Raw genomic sequence first — 19,538 nt, 5'->3', positions numbered from 1 at the left:
GTTCGTCCTGAGCCAGGATCAAACTCTCCAATAAAGATGGAAGGAGTCTCAAACCCGAAGGTAAGAGGTGTTCCATCAAGGTGTTTGACTTGCTCATTTTGAAACTGACGAGAAAAATTAATTTCTCTATTTAATACTCACTCGTTGTTCAGTTTTCAAAGATCAACTTCACTTTCGTCCGTCGCTGCGTTCCAGCGGCGACTTTTATAATATACCATAGAGAGCAAGTTCTTTGCAAGAGTTTTTTTGAAATTTATTATTTCAAATGTTTACTCCGCAATTCTCTCCGTTGTTCCTCAAAAAGCGGAACGTTTGATAATTTACCACATTCAAAACCGTTAAGTCAAATCCAATTATATCCTAATGCCCGTCCAAAGGGAACTACCCTCTTCGGGCATATTTAGATAGTTCTTTGGAAGGCGCAAACCGGGCGTACATCCGGAACACGGTTTTATAACGGTTGGCGATGGCACGCCGAATATCCTGATCGAGTCGCTGATCGCTCAAATCAAGCAGCATCTCATCCAGCTCCTTGCGAAGAACATAATCGAGCTCTTTGCATTCCTTTTCGTTAAATAACATTCCCAGCATAACATCAACAGCTCCTTTTTCATTTTAAATACGATGTTTACAAGGACTTGGGTTAGGACGTAATCAGGGGCTATTAGATCTGTATACGATCTTTACATATCCTGGGTATTGTTTAACCTTTTACCTGCCTGCATAAACTCGTTCTTTTGGACCGCTTTAATGTTATGCTCACTTTCCGGGAAAATTATGACAACCAAGTCTTAACGAACTAAATGATAAGTAACTGTACTTTCAATAACTGCGGCAACTAGCAAAAATATTACAATCCAAAAAGCCCCGCGCCCCGCCGCACCGAAGAAGCCTCTCCAGTCCACAGTCCGCTCCTCCCTGTCTCTTGCTCCTAACTCGCCAATTCCTTTCAGCGTGAGATATCCAAACTGAAGTCCATAGGCCGAAGCAATCAGGATTGCAGGGATCTCGATGATCCCATGCGGCAGCAAGCCCAGCACAATCAGATCAAACAGGTTCTCCCCTTGTTCCGCCGCTAAAGCTACTATTAATCCCAGCACCATCCCGTTCATCAGCAGGAAAAAGGCCGGAAGCACTCCAAGAAACGCACCGAGCAATATAATCGCAACGCTCTTAACCGCATTGTTTATAAATATAAATTTGAAAAAGCTAAGCTCCGGCACCGACGATTGCGACAGCTCGCGGCTATATTCTCGAAGACCTTCCAATTGAGGGGCTACCAGCCTTACAATAGCTTCCGATCCCGCCGCCCCCAGCACAATCCCCACCGTAAATAATGCAAGCGATAAGAAGATCATTTTTTTGTAGCTGACTAAATCCGTGATGAATCGACGTAATGACAACATATTCATAAAGCCTCCCAATTTCTATTCCGATTCTTATCCCACCGGGGTCATAAAGCAAAAAGGTACGAGCATACATTAGTACAAGCGGGTCACATTTCAATCTCAGACGAGAGGGGCAACCATCGCATGAACAATTTCTTCTATGTCCTGAACGGGAAGAAAATCAAAAGGTTTTTCTTTGTTTTCGCCGCAGCTTTATTTGCAGCAGGTGTGATTTATGTGGAACAAGGCCATGTTACCGTCTTTTCCGAAGAGAGCAGCCCGACAGCTATTTATAGTGTGTCCACAGAGAAAAAGGTCATCGCCTTAACCTTCGACGTCAGTTGGGGAGATAAACGCGCGGAGCCGATTTTAAATGTACTGAAGGACAAAGGGGTGCAGAAGGCTACCTTCTTCCTCTCCTCCCCTTGGAGCAAAAGCCACCCCGAACTTGTGAAGGCCATTCAACAACAAGGTTATGAAATCGGCAGTCATGGACACAAGCATACCAACTACAGCGAATTGAGCGAAGAAGAAATTTCTAAGCAACTGACTTCGGCCCATACTATTTTAACCGATCTTACCGGAAAAGCACCAAACCTGCTCCGGCTGCCTAACGGGGACTTCGACAAGCGGGTGTTAAAAATCGCCGACAACCTCGGTTACAAAGTAATTCAATGGGATACCGACTCCCAGGACTGGATGAATAAAGGAACCGAAACGATCGTAAAACGCGTGGTCGGTAAAGCACACCCTGGAGACATCGTGCTGCTGCACGCCAGCGATTCCGCAAAACAAACCCACGAAGCACTTCCAGTAATCATCGACGAGCTGCGAAAAAAAGGATATGAGTTTGTGTCGGTATCGGATTTGCTGCAGGAAGCCGGACTTCAAGGAAGCCAAGTTCGTGATCAAGCCTGGCTCCAAGAGCAGATGGATACGGCAGCCGGAATGTAATTCAGGAATAGAGGGAAAATAAAAAGCCCGGTGCGGTTACCGGGCTTTTTGTCATGCGGTTTGCGTTCTTGGTTTCAATACTCGGTGCAGGATTAAAATCTGGTAAGCGTTGCATGCGATTAACGGAGCGACGATCCAGGCGGTAGCCTGATCGACGCCAATCTTCAGTACCCCGACGGTTTCAACGATCGTCACTGCGATCATAAAAAACAGAGTCGGGATCCAGGCCGATCGGTTGGTCATTTTAGACTTAAAGTAAGCTACGACACAGGCGATCAGTAGCAGCAAGATGCCAAGCACCAAGTCGGATGTTCCTTTTCCTTCCCGCCCTACAAAAGTACGGAAGAATAATAGCTCCAATAAAGCCAGGGCGGCAAGAATGAGCTGAATATACTGCCAAGTCGTACGCGAAAAGACACCTGTTCCCATGTAATTGATCATCATATAAGCGAAAAATCCCATTTGGGAATATACGCTGACCATGATGCCGACGCCGAGCAAAATGCCGACATTCACCAGTAAATCGGCGGTTCCATTCAGTTCCATCGTGTTCGTCCACTGCAATAGCAAGCCGACGACCAGGGACCCGATGGCTCCAACTACCAAGGTTGTCCAAAATAAAAACAGCCAGTTTTTTAAATTCAACCGCGTCACCCCCACTATCGAAACATTTTACCAACGATCCCGCTAAAAAACCATTGTTTTCGGTTGGATAAATCTTTTTTTCCGGCCGCATACTAAGCACAGCGACAAGCATAAGGAGGAAGGAACCATGAAACGGCTGGGTTATCGATGGTTTGTATGCATTTTATGTTTATTTACTCTTCCGCTGGCGGCCTGCGGTTCTGAACAAAGCGCTTCCTCTTCTCAAGGTGGAGGAGGCTATAAAGACACGAAATCGATGGTTATCGACATCTTGAAGACCGATGACGGCAAGAAGGCCATATATGAAGCATTAAGCGGAAGCAGCGGCGGTGGCCAGGGAGGCAGCAGTTCCGGGTCAGGGTCAAGCTCCGGCTCCGGCTCCGATTCGGAAAGTGAAAGCGGGTCCGGAGGATCCGGCGAATCGGGTGGTTCCGGCGGATCTGGAGGAGGAAGCGGGGGCGGAGGCTTCGGCATCAAAATGATTCTTCCCGGTCAATCATCGGATCAAATCCGTATGGCGGTCAAGGAAACCATCACAGCACCCGAGTATAAAAAAGAACTGGAAAAGATCATGACCGACCCGCAATTTGCCGGGGATTTTGCCAAAGCAGTCAATTCACAGAGCAAACAAATGCATATGGAGCTTATAAAAGATCCGACTTATCAAAAGTCGGTCAGTGAAATCATGAAATCACCGGAAGTCATGAAAATGTTCCTCGACCTCACCAAAACATCCGATTTCCGGAAACAATCTATGACCGTCATGCAGGAGGCTATGCAAAGCCCGTTGTTCAAGATGGAAGTCATGGAACTTCTCAAAACCGTGGTTCAGGAGCAGCTTCAACCTAAAGTGGAGAAGTCCCCTAAAGCCGGCCAAGGAGAAGGTGGCCAGGAAGGCGGGAACCAGGAAGGTGGAGGAGGAGGCCAAGGTAGCGGAGGAGGAGGAGGTTCTTCTTAGGCCGTTCCCTTCGGATAAATGATCTTAAATCGACCTACATCAAGAAAGACTGACCCCTGGGGTCAGTCTTTTGTGCATCGTTCTATAATTTGCAACGCAACATCTTTGTACATCTGTCCTACAGGCGTGTCCGCCTTATAAACGGACGGTGAGAAGTCCGGTTCAGATGGATGGTTGTCCGGCGCACTGACCGGGATTTGAGCCAAAAGTCCGGTATGCAGTGTCTCCGCCAGTCTACCTCCGCCGCCGCGTCCAAAGATGTAATCCTTCTGTCCGCAGGAAGTACATTCGTAATAAGCCATATTCTCAACTACCCCAAGTACTTCATGCTCGGTCTTTATTGCCATAGCACCTGCACGCGCAGCGACGAAAGCCGCGGTTGCATGAGGCGTAGTTACTATGATTTCCCGGCTTTGAGGGATCATCTGATGAACGTCGAGTGCGATGTCCCCTGTGCCCGGCGGCAAATCAAGCAACATGTAGTCCAGCTCGCCCCAAGTCACATCGTTGAAAAATTGACGGAGCATTTTCCCGAGCATCGGACCGCGCCAAATGACGGGATTGTTATCCTGGATAAAGAACCCCATGGACATCACCTTGACCCCAAACCGTTCCACCGGAATGATCGAGCCCTCTTCTATCGAAGGAGCGGTTTCAATTCCCATCATATCCGGTACGCTAAAACCATAAATGTCAGCATCAATCAAACCTACCCGCTTACCAAGTCTGGCCAGGGCTACCGCAAGATTGACGGTCACGGTCGATTTACCGACGCCCCCCTTGCCGCTCGCGATCGCTATAAAATTCACGCCGGCTTGAGGATCCAATATAGGAAGGTGCTCCAAACCGGCTCCGCGTCCCTTAAACGGCGCGCTCCCCTCTTCCGGTTCAGAAACCGGGGAGTTTGCCGGATAACCTGCTAGATCTCGCTCGTGTTCCGAAGCTTCCCGAAAACGGAGATGCACATCCTCTACGCCCGCTTCCGCCAAGCGAAACCGTATTTCTTCGGCTGTCTTTTGCTGCTGGTCTCCATCCTTCTCCAGACATACGACGGTAAGAGACACCCGGTCCTCTTTAATCATGATGTCCCGAATCCACTGTAGCTCAATCAGACTCCGTTGTAATGCCGGCTCAGCCACCGGCCGCAAAATCGCCTCAAGTTGCTCCTTCGTTATCAATGACAGCACCTCGACTTTAGTGATATCGTGAATATATCCAATATGACAATTATTATATCACTACTTGTCGATATCTGCTGTCTTTCCGCTTCCTTCTCCAGAGCTATACCTCAGAATACCTTGATAAATGGATGCAGCCACTTTGCGCTGATAACGGTCATCGCCAAGCAGCCCGGATTCTTCAGGGTGAGATAAGAACCCCACCTCCACAAGCGCTGCCGGAATCTTCAGTGCCTCCAGCACGTAAACCGGCTTGTCTGACTGTTTGGCTACCCGATCCGTATTCTCCAGATTTCGCTTCAGTTCCTGTTGAATCAGATCCGCCAGATTAGCGCTGTTCCCGTTATTCAGGTAATAAAAAGTTTGCGCACCCCGCCAGCGAGGAGAAGGAACACTGTTCATATGGATACTCACAAACAGCTTGGCCTGCTGCTCTTCAATGAACCGGACGCGCTGTTTCAAGTCCTCCGTCTTCCTCTTCTTATATCCCTTAGTATCGGCCCCGGCCAAATCCCGATCTTCCTCCCGGGTCATGACGACAATAGCTCCGGCCTGCTGTAAATAATCGCGTAAATAGAGCGCGACTGCCAGGTTGATATCCTTCTCGATTATCCCTTGTTTGCTTACGGCCCCTCCGTCCGGACCGCCGTGTCCGGCATCCAGCACAATCGTCTGCCCGGCAAGCGGCAGGCTCCAATAATTCCAAACCTTAGCCGTCGGAATCTCATAAATCGCCAGGCCTGCAAGCATCCCTAATAACGCGATGCCGACCACCGCCTTTTTAATATGGCTGAGAGAGATCCATACCGTAACCTTATCTCTGGAGCCCATAAAAAAGCCACCTCCGTCCCGTAATGACATTAATCATCATATGGGACGAGGTGGACAAATATGACCGTCAACTTTTGATCAGGCGATGCTCCTTGTATTAGATAACTACTTGATGGCTCATGCCTTCGATTAAGACTCTGGCTACTTCTGGACGCGTAAATTCAGGCGGCGGGCAAATACCCTCGCGGAGCAATCCCCTTACCTTTGTCCCCGACAGAGTCATATGATCTTCTTTCGGGTGAGGGCATGTCTTACTGGATGCCATATTTCCGCACTTCGTGCAGAAAAAGCTATGTTCAAAGAACAAAGGCGAAATCCCCAGTTCTTCCGCAGTAAAGTTCGAGAATATCTCTTGCGCTTCATAGGTACCGTAATAATCACCTACACCGGCGTGGTCGCGCCCGACAATAAAGTGCGTGCAGCCATAATTTTTACGTACCATCGCATGGAAAATCGCTTCTCTCGGTCCCGCATAACGCATTGCAGCAGGGAATACGCCAAGGAAGGTACGATCTTCCGGATAATAATTTTCCAGAAGGACGAGATAACTCTTCATTCTTACGTCAGCCGGAACATCATCCGATTTGGTCTCCCCCACGAGAGGATTGAGGAACAACCCGTCCACGATTTCCAGTGCGCTCTTCTGAATATATTCATGGGCGCGGTGAACCGGATTACGCGTCTGAAAACCGACGATACGATTCCAGCCTTTCTCAGCAAAGATGCGACGGGTCTCCGCCGGATCATAATAAAACTCGCCAAAACGTTCAGGCTTAGGACGGTTCAGCACCGTGACCTCGCCCCCGACATAAATAGGCGAACGGCTATAAAGCTTCTTTACCCCCGGATGCTCTAAATCATCCGTTTTAAATACATTCAGGGCCTCTTCCTTTTGGTCCACCTTATAAATGCTGCCTACATTCAAAAGGCCGTAAATAATCCCGTCCTGCTCTCCTACAAGCGCAACCTTCTCCCCAATTACCAAGCGCTCGGATTCTTCCTCACTAACGGACAAAGTAATCGGAATACTCCATACCGTGCCATCAGCCAATCGAATATTATGCACGACCGAGCGATAGTCTTCCTCGTTCAAAAAACCGGTAAGCGGCGAAAATGCCCCGACGCCGATCAAATCGAGATCCGAAATGGTCCATGTGTTAATTGAAATGGATTGCAGTTCCTTAGCCTGTGCCAGCAAGCGTTCCCGTTCTTCGCCAGCCGCCAGCCGGTTTACCAGGCTTCCACCATGCGGTAAAATCGCCGTCATTTTCATCTCTCCTCATTTATGCAAAGCATTCATTATATTTTATTTATGAAGTCCACATTCCGTTTTTTCAGAACCTGCCCAACGTCCTGCACGAGGGTCTTCGCCCGGCATTACCTGACGGGTGCAATATTCGCAGCCGATACTCGGGTAATTACGATCATGCAAAGGATTATAGATGACATCATTCTCACGGATATAATTCCAAACATCCTCGTTAGTCCAGCTTGCCAGCGGATTGAATTTCACCAAACCGAATTTTCCGTCATACTCGATCTTCTTCGCATTAGCACGCGTCGGTGCCTGATCCCGTCGGATCCCTGTAATCCATGCCTCATATTGAGATAAAATCCGGGTCAAAGGCTCCACTTTACGGATGTTGCAGCAGGCATTGGGATCGGTCTTCCACAGTTCTTCCCCATGCCGTAATGCCTGTTCCTCAGGTGTAATCACAGGAGATACCCGTACAAACTCCAAACCATACTTGGATGCCATGGCATCTCTAGTCTCGTAGGTTTCTTTAAAGTGAAAGTCCGTGTCGAGGTAAAAAACATCCGTAGATGGACTTATCTTCTGCAGCATATCAACCAGCACTACATCTTCCGCACCAAAGCTGCAGGCAAAAGTAATGTTTGGAAATGTTTCGACCGCCCATTTAATAATTTCTTGGGGTGTTGCCGATTCCAGCTCCTCCGCTTTCGTCGTAATCAGTTTTTCTTTCTCCAGCAAATTCATCATCATTCGCCCCTCCGCTTGTAAAGAAAATAAACGATTCAACATGACATCAATATAATACCGACTAAACAGATTTGAATTATAGTTTAAAGTATAGGGCATTCTTCTGATAAGTCAATAAAAAAGACCCAATTTCCCGGAAGAAAGTTAGGTCTGAGCGTGAATTCAGCTTGTTTATCGATGGAGCGAGTTGGACAAAAAACGAAAAAGCCCTTGGCCGATAAAGGCCAAGGGCTGTAATTCCTTGTTGAACAAGAAATATTAACGTTTCGAGAACTGTGGCGCGCGACGAGCGGCTTTAAGACCGTATTTTTTACGTTCTTTCATCCGTGGGTCACGAGTCAGGAAGCCTGCTTTTTTGAGCGCAGGACGGAATTCAGGGTCTGCTTTAAGCAATGCACGGGAAATACCGTGACGGATTGCGCCAGCTTGACCGGAGATACCGCCGCCATGAGCGATTACGATTACATCGTAGCTGCCCAGCGTCTCAGTCAAATTCAGAGGTTGTTTAACGATCAGTTTGAGGGTTTCCAAACCGAAATATTCATTGATATCGCGTTTATTGATGACAATGCGTCCTTCACCCGGTACAAGGCGAACACGAGCTACCGAATGTTTACGACGACCTGTCCCATAGTATTGTACTTGTGCCATGAAACTGTCCTCCCTTTTAATTATCCGCGAAGTTCGTAAACTTCAGGTTTTTGTGCTGCATGTGGATGCTCTGTGCCGGCATAGACTTTCAGTCTCAGCTTCATTTTCTCGCCTTGACGAGTTTTAGGCAGCATGCCGTGTACAGCAGATTCGATTACACGTTCTGGTTTAGTTCTCAAGAGATCCTTAGCAACTGTCACTTTCAGACCGCCTGGATGCAGGGAGTGACGATAGTATTTCTTGTTTTCCATCTTCTTACCAGTCAAAGCAATTTTCTCAGCGTTGATAACAACAACGAAGTCGCCGCCGTCAACGTGTGGAGTGAATTGTGGTTTGTGTTTGCCGCGGATCAGAGCAGCGGCTTCGCTTGCCAAACGGCCCAGCGTTTTGCCTTCGGCATCAATGATATGCCAGTTGCGCTCAACTTCACTTGGCTTCGCCATATAGGTGGTACGCATGAAAAGATCCTCCTTCATTCTCGTTCGAAATGGTTCTTAGAAGCGTAAAACGATCTGGCCTTCGGGTTCCGTGACCGCTTCCCGCCATTTATCTGTCATCGTTTTATTTGCTTGTTTAATGTTGTAAAGCTTTGTTAGATGGTCTTCTCAACTGGGGGCTGTGGGATAGCCGTTAAGAAAACACAACTTTTATTTTACAGGATCGGTGGTACATGTGCAAGTATTTTTTCATAAGCAATACGAAGTTTTAATCGAAAAGATCTCCGAATACATCCAGGACGGATTTCTTCTTCTTATGCTTATAATGACCCTGCGGATATCCCTGCTTGTAGCCTTGCTGCTGAATTCTCGGATCCGGGTTACGATAATCTTTCTCTCTTTGTTCATATGCATGTCCATCGTCATGGCGATCATACCATTCATTGAACGCAGGCCGGATCTCCCGGATCTCGCTCATCAGCTTCTCCAGTTCTCCACGATCTAACCAGACACCCTTGCAATCCGGACACACATCGATCAAAACACCGTCTTTCTCGACTTCTCTCATACGAACATCATTGCAAACTGGACACTTCATTGGGTATTCGCCCTCCTAAGGTTCGTTTATAGAGTTTAATTCCTCTAATAATTTTTGCACTTCTGTTTTGTTACGTATGAAAACAATGGCGGTTTCGTTAAAAAGACATATCTTCCCTATGATAATGTGTTATCCGATACTGCAAGAAAATCCCGAAGCTCATTATACTCCACTTTCCACAGCATTAAGCCTTTACTTTCGGCCGTCGGGCCGGCAGCAGCCCGGTCTTTAGCCTCCAGAATGCGGCCCATCTCCTCAGGAAGACGTTTCCCTTCTCCTACTTGCAGCAGCGTCCCCACTATGATTCTCACCATATGCTGCAGAAAGCCATTGCCGGTAATATAGATATGGATAATCCCCTGCTCATGAGATCCGGCCCCCTCTTTACCGGGGTCTACCTCGATCCTGGCCTCATAAATCGTTCTTACATGACTTTGCTTGGTCGAATGTCGGGAAGCGAATGACGTATAATCATGGGTTCCAATTAAATAAGCCAAACCCTCCCTCATCGCCATAACATCGAGGTAACCGGGATGATGCAGTTGATACGGCTGCTCGAACACATCAAAGACCCTGTTTCCGTTAATTGAATACCGATACGTTTTGCGTTTGGCAGAGCGTCTGGAGTGAAACTCTAGAGGCACCTCCACTGCATCGGTGATCCGAATATCGTAAGGAAGACGTCCGTTCAAAGCGTGACGCCATCTTTCTACCGGAATTTGCGAAGACGTTTGAAAGTGAAAGGTTTGCCCACGGGCATGGACTCCGGCATCCGTCCGTCCTGATCCATGGATTTTCACTTCTTCCCCCGTTAACTGACGGATAGCGGCTTCGAGCTGATCTTGTACCGTGTTCCCATCAGGCTGCGTCTGAAATCCAAAATATCGGGTCCCATCATAACTGAGGGTCATCAGTAAATTGCGCAACATGCAGCCCTCCTTCCAGCCTAATAAAAGTTTCACTCCCGTCAAACCCAAAAGAAAAACTCTCCTAAGCCAAGCCTAATGCGGCGAGCCGTCAGAGAGTTTCACTGTGGTTGGGGAGCTTCCCCGAAAATTAAGCCCGGTCTACCAGTTCCAAGTAAACCATAGGGGCAGAGTCACCGCGGCGCGGTCCCAGTTTCATGATACGAGTGTATCCGCCTGGACGCTCGGAATAGCGAGTAGCCAGCTCCGAGAACAGCTTTTGGATTGCGTCAGTTTCACCATCGATCGATTCGCGGCGAACATAAGCAGCAACTTGACGACGGGCATGCAGATCTCCACGCTTAGCTTTGGTGATCAGCTTCTCGGCGATAGAACGAACTTCTTTCGCCTTAGCCTCAGTCGTTTGGATGCGTTCGTATAAGAACAGGTCCGTTACCAGATCGCGGAACAAAGCTTTACGCGCACTGGAATCGCGGCCCAACTTTTGGTATGCCATGAGTTTTCCCTCCTTCGCTAGAACGATTAAACAGTCTATTCTTCCGTACGTAGGCCCAAACCAAGCTCTTCGAGCTTCTCTTGCACTTCTTCCAAAGATTTGCGTCCGAGGTTCCGGACTTTCATCATATCTTCTTCAGTTTTGGTAGTGAGCTCTTGTACCGTGTTGATACCGGCACGTTTGAGGCAGTTATAGGAACGGACGGAGAGATCGAGCTCTTCAATCGTCATTTCAAGCACTTTCTCTTTTTTGTCTTCTTCCTTTTCGACCATGATTTCCGCGTCCTTCGCTTCGTCCGTGAGACCCACGAACAGGAAGAGATGCTCAGTCAAAATCTTAGCACCGAGACTAACCGCTTCTTCAGGTCTAATGCTGCCATCGGTCCATACTTCAAGCGTGAGCTTGTCATAATTGGTCACTTGGCCAACACGTGTATTCTCTACAACGTAATTGACGCGAGCAATCGGGGTATAGATCGAGTCAACGGGAATGACACCAATTGGTTGATCATCACGTTTGTTCTTATCTGCCTGAACATAACCGCGACCGCGGCCGGCATAGATGCGCATGTGGAGTCTCGAACCCGGTTCAAGCGTTGCAATATGCAAATCCGGATTCAGAATTTCTACGTCGCTGTCGGCACGGATATCACCTGCAGTGATGACCCCTTCGCCTTCCGCATCGATTTCGAGAATTTTCTCTTCATCGGAGTGGATTTTGAGCGAAAGTGCCTTCAGATTCAGGATGATTTCCGTGACGTCTTCCATTACGCCCGGAATAGTCGCGAATTCATGCAGAACACCATCGATTTGGACCGAGGTTACCGCAGCACCCGGCAGAGAAGAGAGCAAAATCCGGCGAAGCGAGTTGCCCAGTGTTGTGCCATATCCACGCTCAAGTGGTTCTACTACAAATTTCCCATAGGTGCCTTCATCGTTAACGTCTACGGTCTCGATTTTCGGCTTTTCGATTTCTATCACGAAATTACCCCTCCTTCAAAACGTCGTTCCTTAGAAACTGTCATGTTTTCTGAAGTCTATCATGTAGTATGCCTAAACAACCATTGTTACCAACATATGCTGTTGTTATACCACACTAGAGGCGGCTTCATTATACACGACGGCGTTTCGGAGGACGGCAACCGTTATGAGGAATCGGAGTTACGTCTTTAATCATGTTAACTTCGAGGCCTGCAGCTTGCAAGGAGCGGATAGCGGCTTCACGACCGGCTCCAGGACCTTTAACCATAACTTCGACGCTCTTCATGCCATGTTCCATAGCTGCTTTTGCAGCCGATTCCGCTGCCATTTGAGCGGCGAACGGAGTGGATTTACGGGAACCTTTGAATCCAAGGCCGCCGGAGCTTGCCCAGGAAATTGCGTTGCCGTGCGGATCCGTAATTGTAACGATCGTATTGTTGAAGGTGGAGCGGATATGTGCCACACCAGTTTCAATATTTTTGCGGTCACGACGTTTAGTACGTACGACTTTTTTTGGTTTAGCCATTGTCTGTTATCCCCCCTTCTTATTTCTTCTTGTTCGCTACAGTACGACGAGGACCCTTACGAGTACGGGCATTCGTTTTAGTACGTTGTCCACGAACCGGCAATCCACGACGATGACGAACACCGCGGTAGCAGCCGATTTCAATCAGACGCTTAATATTTAAGGAAATTTCACGACGAAGGTCACCTTCAACCTTGACCGTCTTGTCGATCGTTTCGCGTAGTTTGCTAACCTCATCTTCCGTCAAGTCACGAACACGAGTGTTCGCACTGATGCCTGTTTCAGACAGGATTTTCTGAGAAGTCGTTTTACCGATTCCGAAAATGTAAGTTAAGGCGATCTCAACGCGTTTATCACGTGGCAAATCCACACCAGCTATACGTGCCATTTTACGCTACACCCCCTTCTTTAACCTTGTTTTTGTTTGTGTTTCGGATTTTCGCAAATCACCATGACATTGCCTTTGCGACGAATGACTTTGCATTTTTCGCAAATTGGCTTCACAGAAGGTCTTACCTTCATGTTGATTACCTCCCTAAAGTTTTGCGAAGCAAAACTCTCTTCGTAGGATGAATATGAACTAAGTTTTACGGATGTAAAACGAACTTCCCAAAGTGCTTAAATTACTCAACCTGAATATCATAACATAAAACTGTTCCAAATGGTATTGGAATCTATTTGCGGTACGTAATACGACCTTTACTAAGGTCATAAGGTGACAATTGAACAACCACTTTGTCTCCCGTCAGGATCCGGATAAAGTGCATCCGCAATTTCCCGGAAACATGCGCGAGAATTTGATGACCGTTCTCAAGCTCTACTCTAAAAGTAGCATTAGGCAACGGTTCGATAACCGTACCTTCAACTTCAATAACATCTTCCTTGGCCACTGTCATTCTCCTTTCTCTTCGGCGTTTGAGTTGGCGGATTCCATATATACGTTCACTGCATAGCGCAATTTCCCGTTCGTTACCCGACCGCTTTCTTGCAAACTATGAACTACTTCGCTGCTGATCATCGACTGAAGCTCGAGATGCTGTAAATTTTTCCGTTTAGGCTGGTCAAACTTTCGTTTGTCCCCATCCGCAATAAGTACGAATCTTTCATCCACAATCCCGATGATCACATAAACGGTACCTGCGTCTCTACCCCTCAGTGTTTTCACGATTTGGCCAACTTGAGGCTCTGGATGGTGTTTCACCTTCATCACCTACGCATCCAGCTTCGTGAGAATTTCCAGTCCGTCAGCCGTAACTGCCACCGTATGCTCAAAATGAGCGCACAAGGAACCGTCAACGGTAACGACTGTCCAATCATCTTCCAACGTTCTCACATACCGCGTACCGGCGTTGACCATCGGTTCGATCGCCAGCACCATGCCGGGTTTCAACCGCGGCCCACGATCCGGTGTGCCGTAATTCGGAATTTGCGGTTCTTCATGAAGCTCTGTTCCTATGCCGTGACCGACATATTCCCGAACCACCGAGAATCCCGCATCTTCGATAAACTGCTGGATCGCATGCGAAATGGTGTACAAGCGTACATCAGGTTTGACAAGTGCAAGGCCTGCATAGAGAGATCCTTCGGTAACTTCCAGAAGCCGTTTGGCTTCATCAGATATAGTCCCGACCGGATAAGTCCAAGCCGAATCACCGTGGTAACCGCGATATTCGGCGCCAATGTCAAGGGTGATGATGTCGCCTTCGTTCAATTTGCGTTTGCCGGGAAATCCATGTACCAATTCTTCGTTGACCGAAGCGCAAATGCTGTAAGGAAAACCGTTATAACCTTTGAAAGACGGCACAGCGTTTTGACTGCGAATGAATTTGTCGGCGATTTGATCGAGTTCCCCCGTCGTAATTCCAGGCTCAATCGATTGAGCTATGAGCCTATGCGTTTCCGCTACGATTCGCCCCGCTTCTCTCATGAAGCCCAGTTCACTTTCGGATTTACAAATGATCATTAAGCTAACCTCGCAGTATGGATACGATCTCTGACGAAACCGTTCCGATTTCCTGTTCTCCATCTACTTGACGCAGCAGGCCCTTATCTTCATAGAACGTGAGGAGAGGTGCCGTTTTGTTGATATATTCGTCCAGCCGTGTTCCTACGCTCTCTTCGTTATCGTCGGAGCGCTGGTACAGCTCGCCGCCGCACTTATCACAAACACCTTCCTGAACAGGAGGATTAAAGATCACATGATAAGTGGATCCGCAAGACTTACAAATGCGGCGTCCCGTAAGACGCGCCAGCAACTTGTTCCGGTCCACTTTCAGGTTGATGACATGATCCAGTTTTTTATCTAATCCGCTTAGCAGATCCTCCAGCGCTTCCGCTTGCGAAAGGGTTCTTGGAAAACCGTCCAATAAGAAACCTTTTTCGCAATCGGACTGCTGCAGACGTTCGCGGACGATACCGACCGTTACATCATCAGGCACCAGAAGGCCTTGATCCATGTATTCCTTCGCCTTGATCCCAACAGGAGTACCCTGTTTGATTGCAAGACGGAACGCATCACCGGTGGAGATGTGAGGAATGCCGAATTCGTTTACGATGACCTCTGCTTGTGTTCCTTTTCCTGCTCCAGGAGGTCCCATGAATAGAATGTTCATGTCTATCACTCCCTCCAAGAATGAATCAACTATAAGAAACAGAACAATAGGCGCCAGGTGAGTTCAGAATCGAGCTCGTACCTGGAACCTATCGCTTACTTATTGATAAAGCCTTTATAGTGGCGTTTGATCAATTGGCTTTCGATTGTCTTCATCGTATCCAGTGCAACACCGATTACGATCAGGATCGAAGTACCCCCGATTTGAACGCTTTGTGGCAGTCCGGCCAATGCACCAAGGCCCATTGGAAGGATCGAGATCAACGCAAGGAAGATAGCACCCGTCATCGTCAAACGGGTCAAAACCCGAGTGAGATAAGTCGCTGTCGTTTTTCCTGGACGGATCCCCGGAATGTATCCGCCGTTCTTCTTCATGTTGTCAGCCATCTGCTGCGGGTTCATCTGTACGAAAGTATAGAAGAATGTGAAACCGATGATCATGACGACATAAAGCACCATGCCGAGCGGGGCGCTGGTTGCCAGGTTCTTAGTAATCCATTGTGCCCAAGCATGCGTCGACCAAAAGCTGGCGAGCACAGCAGGGAACTGAAGCAAGGAAACCGCAAAGATTACCGGAATTACACCCGCTGCGTTAATTTTGAGCGGAATATGTGTATTCTGGCCACCGTACATTTTGTTACCTACAACCCGTTTAGCGTATTGTACCGGAATCTTCCGGATCGCTTGTTGAATGTAGATAACACCAATAACGATCAAAACACATACAAGCACGATTGCAATCGACTTCACCACGTTCATGAAGGCTTGACCTTCCACGATGAACTCGGATTTGGAAATCGTTTGGATCTGCGAAGGAATCCCCGCAACGATCCCGGCAAAGATAATCAGTGAAATTCCGTTACCGATTCCTTTTTCCGTGATCTGTTCGCCCAGCCACATCAAGAAGGACGTACCTGCTGTCAAGACAATCGCAATCACCAGATAGTCCGCAAAGCTTGCATTTGGCACCATCTCGACATTGTACATCCGGTTAAAACCGACCGACGTAGCGAATGCCTGGATTATCGCCAAAATCACCGTACCATAACGGGTAACCTGAGCCATCTTCTTCTTACCGTGCTCGCCTTGTTTCGCCCATTCCGCGAATTTCGGAATGACGTCCATGGAGAGCAACTGAACAATAATGGAGGCCGTAATGTACGGCATAATCCCGAGCGCAAAGATCGAGAAGTTCTTGAGTGCGCCGCCCGAGAAGGTGTTCAAAAGCCCGAACAGATTATTCGCCGCATTACTATCCATTGATTCAAACACCGAAGTATCTACACCCGGAACCGGAACAAACGAACCGATCCGATAGATAAGGAAGATAAACAGTGTGAAGAGAATACGGTTGCGCAGGTCTTGAACATGCCAAATGTTCTTAATGGTTTTAAACATTAGATCACCTCGGTTTTACCGCCGGCAGCCTCGATTTTCTCTACCGCAGATTGAGAGAACTTATTCGCTTTAACTGTCAGTTTGACAGTAACTTCACCGTTGCCAAGAACCTTGATTCCGCTTTTTGCGTTCTTCACGATTCCTTGTTCAAACAACAGTTCAGGAGTTACTTCCGTACCCGCTTCAAAGCTGTTCAGTTCTTCGATGTTCACAATCGCGTACTCTTTCCGCGTCGGATTGTTAAATCCGCGTTTTGGCAAGCGACGATACAACGGGTTTTGTCCGCCTTCGAAGCCCGGACGTACACCACCGCCGGAACGAGCGTTTTGACCTTTGTGACCACGCGTAGATGTTTTACCCATACCGCTACCTGTACCGCGACCTACGCGTTTGCGTTCTTGGCGGGATCCAGGAGCTGGGGAGAGCTCATGTAACTTCATCGTTCGTTGCACCTCCTTATTTATTGTTTGGCATTTGAGCGTGCCGATAATCCGGTTCTCGGATTATCTAGGCGGGCTCAATGCGACGATTCGCAGCTAGTGCTAGGATTATTCGGCGATTTCTTGAACCGCAACCAAGTGGCTTACTTGATTAACCATACCACGAATGGCAGGGCTATCGTTGTGAACCACGGATTGGTTAATTTTGCGAAGTCCCAAAGTTTTTACGGTAGTACGTTGGTTCTCCGGACGACCGATCAAACTACGCACGAGGGTAATTTGCAGTTTAGCCATGAGATTCCCTCCTTAACCGAGAAGTTCTTCGACGGATTTACCGCGTAATTTCGCAACATCCTCAGCACGCTTCAGGCGGGACAAGCCCTCTAAAGTCGCATTGACCATGTTGATGGAATTCGAAGAACCTAAAGATTTTGTCAAAATGTCGCCAACGCCTGCAAGTTCAAGTACGGCACGAACAGGACCGCCAGCGATAACCCCGGTACCTTCGGATGCTGGTTTCAAAAGCACACGGCCAGCACCGAAATGACCAACTACTTGGTGAGGGATCGACGTTCCTACGAGTGGAACATGCACAAGATTTTTCTTAGCATCTTCAATTCCTTTGCGAATCGCATCTGGAACTTCGCCTGCTTTGCCGATACCGGCGCCAACCCAGCCTTTGCCGTCGCCGACAACCACGAGTGCGCTGAAACTAAAACGGCGTCCGCCTTTAACTACTTTAGCTACGCGGTTAATGTTTACAACTCTTTCAGTCAGTTCTAAAGTGTTCGGATCTACACGCAAGTCGTTAACCTCCTTTTAAAATATTTTAGAATTCAAGGCCTGCTTCGCGCGCTGCATCAGCCAGCGCTTGAATACGTCCATGGTACAGATATCCACCGCGGTCGAATACAATGCCTTTTACGCCTTTTTCTTGGGCGCGTTTTGCAACCAGTTCACCGACTTTACGTGCAGATTCCACGTTACCGCCGTTGCTGATTTCGCTGCTCAATTCTTTATCGATGGTCGAAGCAGATGCGATCGTTACGCCAGCTACATCGTCAATCAGTTGAGCATAGATATGTTTGGAAGAACGGTATACGTTAAGTCTTGGACGTTCAGCCGTTCCTTGGATTTTTTTCCGCACACGCAAATGTCTTTTCAGACGGGCTTTATTTTTATCGCCTTTTGTAATCATGACTTCCATTTCACTCCCTTCGGTTTACCTTCACAAGCCGTTCAATTCAAGACGCTAGGAGGATTAGCCCGCTAAGAAGAAGTTTATTTCTTCTTACCGGCTTTACCTTCCTTACGAATAATGCGTTCGCCTTCGTACTTAATCCCTTTACCTTTGTAAGGCTCAGGCTCGCGAACAGCACGAATATTCGCAGCATATTCGCCTACGCGTTCTTTGTTAATCCCGCTTACGATGATTTTCGTATTCGAAGGAACTTCGAATGCGATACCTGGTTCCGGAGTGATTTCAACCGGGTGGGAATAACCCACGTTCAGAACGAGTTTCTCGCCGGATTTGCTTGCGCGGTATCCAACGCCAACCAGTTCGAGGGTTTTTGTGAATCCTTCGGTAACCCCGCTCACCATGTTGCTTACTACACTGCGTGTAGTGCCATGCAGGGAGCGATGCAATTTATTGTCGGAAGGACGTTCAACCACGATTTCATTGTCTTGAACGGTTACCTTCATATCCTTGTGAAGCTCACGAGTCAAAGTGCCTTTCGGCCCTTTCACTGTAATGACGCTATGATCAAGTGTGACATCCACACCACTTGGTACTGTAATTGGTTTGCGACCAATACGAGACATTTGCTGCACCTCCTTGTTTTGTGACGTTAATTACCAAACGTAGCAGACAACTTCGCCGCCGGCTTTCGCCTGACGAGCTTCTTTATCGGTCATAACTCCCTTAGAAGTGGAGATAATCGCGATACCCAAACCGCCGAGGACACGAGGAACTTCGTTGCTCTTCGTGTAAACGCGAAGGCCTGGCTTACTGATTCTTTTCAACCCCGAGATAACGCGCTCGTTGTTAGGGCCGTATTTCAAGAAAATACGGATGATCCCTTGTTTATTATCATCGATATATTCTGCATCACGGATAAAACCTTCACGCTTCAAGATCTCAGCGATTTGTTTTTTGATCGTGGACGCAGGCAGTTCTACTGTTTCGTGGCGAACAGTGTTCGCGTTACGAATACGAGTAAGCATATCTGCAATTGGATCTGACATAGTCATACGTGTAAACCTCCTTCCCGTTGTTGATGGATTACCAGCTTGCTTTTTTCACGCCAGGAATCTGGCCTTTATAAGCTAATTCACGGAAGCAAATTCTGCAAATTTTGTACTTCTGCAATACCGAGTGTGGACGACCGCAACGCTCACAACGGGTGTATGCCCGTACTTTGAATTTCGGTGTGCGTTGTTGTTTAACTTTCATCGAAGTTTTTGCCACTTAGCCTGACACCTCCTAAATAGTTTCGGAGAAAAGAAACGAATCGTTC

At 47.8% G+C, this 19,538-nt stretch carries 30 protein-coding genes; 2 read left to right on the top strand and 28 right to left on the bottom strand.

Annotation, left to right across the window (positions count from 1 at the left end; genetic code table 11):
- Positions 1-381: 381 nt before the first annotated feature.
- Positions 382-591, bottom strand: coding sequence for a hypothetical protein (locus tag KJS57_RS24030; RefSeq protein ID WP_211025631.1), 210 nt, complete (start codon positions 589-591; stop codon positions 382-384).
- Between the two features lie 200 nt (positions 592-791).
- A complete protein-coding gene (locus KJS57_RS24025; RefSeq protein ID WP_213656569.1) occupies positions 792-1,406 on the bottom strand; it encodes a stage II sporulation protein M in 615 nt (204 codons plus the stop codon).
- Positions 1,407-1,532: 126 nt separating this feature from the next.
- Between KJS57_RS24025 and pdaB the strand changes: the two genes are divergently transcribed.
- Positions 1,533-2,342, top strand: coding sequence for a polysaccharide deacetylase family sporulation protein PdaB (gene pdaB / locus KJS57_RS24020; protein WP_211025627.1), 810 nt, complete (start codon positions 1,533-1,535; stop codon positions 2,340-2,342).
- 51 nt (positions 2,343-2,393) lie between these two features.
- Here the strand turns inward: pdaB and KJS57_RS24015 are convergent, their stop codons facing one another.
- Positions 2,394-2,987: a KinB-signaling pathway activation protein gene (locus KJS57_RS24015; RefSeq protein WP_211025625.1), complete on the bottom strand. Its 594-nt coding sequence runs from the start codon at positions 2,985-2,987 to the stop codon at positions 2,394-2,396.
- Positions 2,988-3,114: 127 nt separating this feature from the next.
- On the opposite strand from KJS57_RS24015, the gene gerD reads away from it, so the two are divergent.
- Positions 3,115-3,945 (top strand): spore germination lipoprotein GerD, encoded by an 831-nt coding sequence (gene gerD / locus KJS57_RS24010; RefSeq protein ID WP_213656568.1) that lies wholly within the window; start codon positions 3,115-3,117, stop codon positions 3,943-3,945.
- Positions 3,946-4,007: 62 nt separating this feature from the next.
- Here gerD and salA read toward each other — a convergent pair whose 3' ends face one another.
- The 25 genes from salA to KJS57_RS23885 all read right to left on the bottom strand — a co-directional run bounded on the left by salA (position 4,008) and on the right by KJS57_RS23885 (position 19,489).
- Complete coding sequence (gene salA, locus KJS57_RS24005; RefSeq protein WP_213656567.1) at positions 4,008-5,123, bottom strand: iron-sulfur carrier protein/transcriptional regulator SalA; 1,116 nt, start codon at positions 5,121-5,123, stop codon at positions 4,008-4,010.
- 60 nt (positions 5,124-5,183) lie between these two features.
- Positions 5,184-5,954, bottom strand: a complete 771-nt coding sequence (gene cwlD, locus KJS57_RS24000) for an N-acetylmuramoyl-L-alanine amidase CwlD (RefSeq protein ID WP_213656566.1) — start codon at positions 5,952-5,954, stop codon at positions 5,184-5,186.
- Positions 5,955-6,051: 97 nt separating this feature from the next.
- Positions 6,052-7,221, bottom strand: coding sequence for a sulfate adenylyltransferase (sat, locus tag KJS57_RS23995; protein ID WP_213656565.1), 1,170 nt, complete (start codon positions 7,219-7,221; stop codon positions 6,052-6,054).
- Between the two features lie 39 nt (positions 7,222-7,260).
- A complete protein-coding gene (locus KJS57_RS23990) occupies positions 7,261-7,953 on the bottom strand; it encodes a phosphoadenylyl-sulfate reductase (protein WP_211025641.1) in 693 nt (230 codons plus the stop codon).
- 261 nt (positions 7,954-8,214) lie between these two features.
- Entirely contained in the window at positions 8,215-8,607 is a 393-nt protein-coding gene (gene rpsI, locus KJS57_RS23985; protein ID WP_120463601.1) for a 30S ribosomal protein S9, read from the bottom strand.
- Between the two features lie 20 nt (positions 8,608-8,627).
- Entirely contained in the window at positions 8,628-9,065 is a 438-nt protein-coding gene (gene rplM / locus KJS57_RS23980) for a 50S ribosomal protein L13 (protein ID WP_211025615.1), read from the bottom strand.
- 247 nt (positions 9,066-9,312) lie between these two features.
- The gene (locus KJS57_RS23975; protein WP_213656564.1) at positions 9,313-9,642 is read right to left on the bottom strand and encodes a TFIIB-type zinc ribbon-containing protein; all 330 of its coding nucleotides are present in this window, start codon (positions 9,640-9,642) and stop codon (positions 9,313-9,315) included.
- A gap of 116 nt (positions 9,643-9,758) precedes the next feature.
- Positions 9,759-10,568, bottom strand: a complete 810-nt coding sequence (truA, locus tag KJS57_RS23970; protein ID WP_213656571.1) for a tRNA pseudouridine(38-40) synthase TruA — start codon at positions 10,566-10,568, stop codon at positions 9,759-9,761.
- Positions 10,569-10,698: 130 nt separating this feature from the next.
- Positions 10,699-11,064 (bottom strand): 50S ribosomal protein L17, encoded by a 366-nt coding sequence (gene rplQ, locus KJS57_RS23965; RefSeq protein WP_211025610.1) that lies wholly within the window; start codon positions 11,062-11,064, stop codon positions 10,699-10,701.
- 35 nt (positions 11,065-11,099) lie between these two features.
- Positions 11,100-12,044 (bottom strand): DNA-directed RNA polymerase subunit alpha, encoded by a 945-nt coding sequence (locus KJS57_RS23960; RefSeq protein ID WP_211025608.1) that lies wholly within the window; start codon positions 12,042-12,044, stop codon positions 11,100-11,102.
- A 130-nt stretch (positions 12,045-12,174) separates the two neighbouring features.
- Positions 12,175-12,570 (bottom strand): 30S ribosomal protein S11, encoded by a 396-nt coding sequence (gene rpsK, locus KJS57_RS23955; RefSeq protein WP_091234561.1) that lies wholly within the window; start codon positions 12,568-12,570, stop codon positions 12,175-12,177.
- 19 nt (positions 12,571-12,589) lie between these two features.
- Complete coding sequence (gene rpsM, locus KJS57_RS23950) at positions 12,590-12,958, bottom strand: 30S ribosomal protein S13 (RefSeq protein ID WP_211025606.1); 369 nt, start codon at positions 12,956-12,958, stop codon at positions 12,590-12,592.
- 20 nt (positions 12,959-12,978) lie between these two features.
- A complete protein-coding gene (gene rpmJ, locus KJS57_RS23945; RefSeq protein ID WP_003333770.1) occupies positions 12,979-13,092 on the bottom strand; it encodes a 50S ribosomal protein L36 in 114 nt (37 codons plus the stop codon).
- A gap of 152 nt (positions 13,093-13,244) precedes the next feature.
- Positions 13,245-13,460 carry a translation initiation factor IF-1 gene (gene infA, locus KJS57_RS23940; protein WP_006676514.1) on the bottom strand — a complete coding sequence of 72 codons (216 nt, stop codon included), beginning with the start codon at positions 13,458-13,460 and terminating at the stop codon, positions 13,245-13,247.
- A gap of 2 nt (positions 13,461-13,462) precedes the next feature.
- On the bottom strand, positions 13,463-13,777 hold the full coding sequence (locus tag KJS57_RS23935; RefSeq protein ID WP_213656563.1) for a KOW domain-containing RNA-binding protein: 315 nt from the start codon (positions 13,775-13,777) through the stop codon (positions 13,463-13,465).
- A gap of 3 nt (positions 13,778-13,780) precedes the next feature.
- Positions 13,781-14,533: a type I methionyl aminopeptidase gene (map, locus tag KJS57_RS23930; RefSeq protein ID WP_211025602.1), complete on the bottom strand. Its 753-nt coding sequence runs from the start codon at positions 14,531-14,533 to the stop codon at positions 13,781-13,783.
- Between the two features lie 4 nt (positions 14,534-14,537).
- Positions 14,538-15,182, bottom strand: a complete 645-nt coding sequence (locus KJS57_RS23925) for an adenylate kinase (protein ID WP_211025600.1) — start codon at positions 15,180-15,182, stop codon at positions 14,538-14,540.
- A 95-nt stretch (positions 15,183-15,277) separates the two neighbouring features.
- Positions 15,278-16,579 (bottom strand): preprotein translocase subunit SecY, encoded by a 1,302-nt coding sequence (gene secY / locus KJS57_RS23920; RefSeq protein ID WP_211025598.1) that lies wholly within the window; start codon positions 16,577-16,579, stop codon positions 15,278-15,280.
- A complete protein-coding gene (rplO, locus tag KJS57_RS23915; RefSeq protein WP_211025596.1) occupies positions 16,579-17,019 on the bottom strand; it encodes a 50S ribosomal protein L15 in 441 nt (146 codons plus the stop codon). The genes secY and rplO overlap by 1 nt, the downstream gene beginning before the upstream one ends.
- Before the next feature lie 108 nt (positions 17,020-17,127).
- Entirely contained in the window at positions 17,128-17,313 is a 186-nt protein-coding gene (rpmD, locus tag KJS57_RS23910; RefSeq protein WP_211025594.1) for a 50S ribosomal protein L30, read from the bottom strand.
- 12 nt (positions 17,314-17,325) lie between these two features.
- Entirely contained in the window at positions 17,326-17,823 is a 498-nt protein-coding gene (gene rpsE, locus KJS57_RS23905; protein WP_211025591.1) for a 30S ribosomal protein S5, read from the bottom strand.
- Positions 17,824-17,848: 25 nt separating this feature from the next.
- Positions 17,849-18,217 (bottom strand): 50S ribosomal protein L18, encoded by a 369-nt coding sequence (gene rplR / locus KJS57_RS23900; protein ID WP_211025637.1) that lies wholly within the window; start codon positions 18,215-18,217, stop codon positions 17,849-17,851.
- A gap of 83 nt (positions 18,218-18,300) precedes the next feature.
- Complete coding sequence (gene rplF / locus KJS57_RS23895; protein WP_211025589.1) at positions 18,301-18,843, bottom strand: 50S ribosomal protein L6; 543 nt, start codon at positions 18,841-18,843, stop codon at positions 18,301-18,303.
- A gap of 30 nt (positions 18,844-18,873) precedes the next feature.
- On the bottom strand, positions 18,874-19,272 hold the full coding sequence (rpsH, locus tag KJS57_RS23890; RefSeq protein WP_211025587.1) for a 30S ribosomal protein S8: 399 nt from the start codon (positions 19,270-19,272) through the stop codon (positions 18,874-18,876).
- Between the two features lie 31 nt (positions 19,273-19,303).
- Positions 19,304-19,489 carry a type Z 30S ribosomal protein S14 gene (locus KJS57_RS23885; protein WP_009226651.1) on the bottom strand — a complete coding sequence of 62 codons (186 nt, stop codon included), beginning with the start codon at positions 19,487-19,489 and terminating at the stop codon, positions 19,304-19,306.
- Between the last annotated feature and the right edge of the window lie 49 nt (positions 19,490-19,538).

The sequence above is a fragment of the Paenibacillus vini genome, assembly GCF_018403325.1.
GTDB classification, from domain to species: Bacteria; Bacillota; Bacilli; order Paenibacillales; family Paenibacillaceae; genus Fontibacillus; species Fontibacillus vini.
The sequence above is the reverse complement of the archived record's forward strand: the minus strand, read 5'-3'. Positions and strand labels throughout refer to the sequence as shown.